Source organism: Inquilinus limosus MP06, assembly GCF_000767795.1.
In the GTDB taxonomy this organism is placed as follows: domain Bacteria; phylum Pseudomonadota; class Alphaproteobacteria; order DSM-16000; family Inquilinaceae; genus Inquilinus; species Inquilinus limosus_E.
Genome location: NZ_JANX01000831.1, coordinates 1 through 1,970 on the forward strand (window position 1 = coordinate 1; position 1,970 = coordinate 1,970).

A 1,970-nucleotide genomic window follows, 5' to 3' on the forward strand; every position below is an offset into this window, starting at 1 on the left:
TTCGGCGGTGCGCGCGTCCAGCAGGTCCCAGGCGCGCAGCAGCGCCGCCTGCACCAGCGCCGTCTTGCCGCCGAAGCGCTGCACCAGCGTCGCCGCCGACAGCCCGGTCTCGGCCGCCACCGCGGCGAAGGTGATGCCGTCCGGCCCCGCCCGGCGCATCACCGCCAGGGCGCCGTCCAGCAGGGCTTCGTCGGGGATGGTGCGCGGTCGCGGCATGGGAATCGACCATCGGCTGTAAATGAACAGCCGTTTATATAACACACTGATCGGCCGGAGGTTGCGTGCCTCCGGCGCAGCGCCGACCCCGAGAAATCGGGGGCGGACGGGCCGGGGCGTCTAGGATAACGTCCCTGCCGACCGCCAGAAGGGGAGGACCACCATGTCGGACGCGACCGACCGGGACGCGGCCGCGTCGCCGGCCACCGCGAGGACGGCGCCGGCCGCGCCGGCGCTGTGGAAGGCGTTCCTGCTGTTCCTCGGGCCGATGATGCTCAGCAACGTGCTGCAGGCGCTGTCCGGCACGGTCAACAACATCTATCTCGGGCAGATGATCGGCGTCGGCGCGGTGGCCGCCGTCTCCGCCTTCTTCCCGATCCTGTTCTTCTTCATCTCCTTCATCATCGGCCTCGGCGCCGGCGCGTCGGTGCTGATCGGCCAGGCCTGGGGCGCGCGGGAGCCGGACAAGGTCAAGGCGGTGGCCGGCACCACGCTGACGGTCACGATCCTGGCCGGCATCGTCGTCGCCCTGTTCGGCGGCGCCTTCACCCGGCCGCTGCTGGTCGCGGTCGGCACCCCGCCCGACATCCTCGCTGATTCCACCGAATACGCCCGGATCATGCTGATCGCCATGCCGGGGCTGTTCGTCTTCATCCTCGTGACCTCGATGATGCGCGGCGTCGGCGACACGGTGACGCCGCTGCTGGTGCTGGCGCTGCAGATCGTGATCGGCCTTGTGCTGACCCCGGCGCTGATCCGCGGCTGGGGCGGGCTGCCGCAGCTCGGGGTGCTCAGCGGCGCCTATGCCGCCATCGTCTCCTTCCTCGCCTCTCTGGTGTGGCTGTCCTTCCACCTGCGCCGCCGCGGCCACGCCCTGGCGCCGGACGCGGTGCTGCTGCGGCATCTCTGGATCGACCCTCGCATCCTCCGCTCGGTGCTGCGCATCGGCCTGCCCTCCGGCGTCCAGCTCGTCCTGGTGTCGCTGGCCGAGGTGGCGGTGCTGTCCCTGGTCAACGGCTTCGGCTCCGACGCCACCGCCGCCTATGGCGCGGTGAACCAGGTGATCAGCTATGTCCAGTTCCCGGCGATCTCGATCGCCATCACCGCCTCGATCTTCGGCGCCCAGGCGATCGGCGCCGGGCATGCCGACCGGCTCGGCGCCATCACCCGCACCGGCCTGCTGCTCAACCTCGCCGTCACCGGCGGGCTGGTGGCGATCTGCACCCTGCTCTCGCGCACGCTGATGGGCCTGTTCCTGACCAGCGAGCCGGTGATCGAGCTGGCGCAGGATCTGCTGCACATCACGCTGTGGAGCTACATCGTCTTCGGCATCGCCGGCGTGATCGCCGCGGTGATGCGGGCCAGCGGCACGGTGCTGGCGCCGACCGCGATCTCGCTCTTCGCCATCCTCGGCGTCGAGGTGCCGGTGGCCTGGCTGCTCAGCCGGCAGATCGGCATCGACGGCGTCTGGATCGCCTATCCGGTCGCCTTCATCGTCATGGCGCTGGGCCAGATCGCCTTCTATCGGCTGGTCTGGAGCAAGCGGGCGATCCGCCGCATGATCTGACCATGGACGACCTGCTGCGCGATCTGCGCGTCGCCGCCTGCTTCCTGACCCGGCTGCCGGTGCCCTGGCCGCCGGACGCGCCGGCCGACGCGCTGGGACGGTCGATGCGGCTGTTCCCACTGGCCGGGGCCGGCATCGGCCTCGCCGCCGGGCTGGTGTGGGCGCTGGCGCTCTGGCTCGGCGCCCC

At 71.1% G+C, this 1,970-nt stretch carries 3 protein-coding genes; 2 read left to right on the top strand and 1 reads right to left on the bottom strand.

The window, feature by feature from the left end; translation table 11 throughout:
• Positions 1-216, bottom strand: a 216-nt coding sequence (locus P409_RS32925) for a TetR/AcrR family transcriptional regulator (RefSeq protein ID WP_034848644.1), incomplete at its 3' end; no start/stop codon positions are given.
• Between the two features lie 163 nt (positions 217-379).
• On the opposite strand from P409_RS32925, the gene P409_RS32930 reads away from it, so the two are divergent.
• Both P409_RS32930 and P409_RS32935 read left to right on the top strand, forming a co-directional pair.
• Positions 380-1,783 (top strand): MATE family efflux transporter, encoded by a 1,404-nt coding sequence (locus tag P409_RS32930; protein ID WP_034848641.1) that lies wholly within the window; start codon positions 380-382, stop codon positions 1,781-1,783.
• A 2-nt stretch (positions 1,784-1,785) separates the two neighbouring features.
• On the top strand, positions 1,786-1,970 hold a 185-nt coding region (locus P409_RS32935), incomplete at its 3' end, for an adenosylcobinamide-GDP ribazoletransferase (RefSeq protein WP_034848643.1).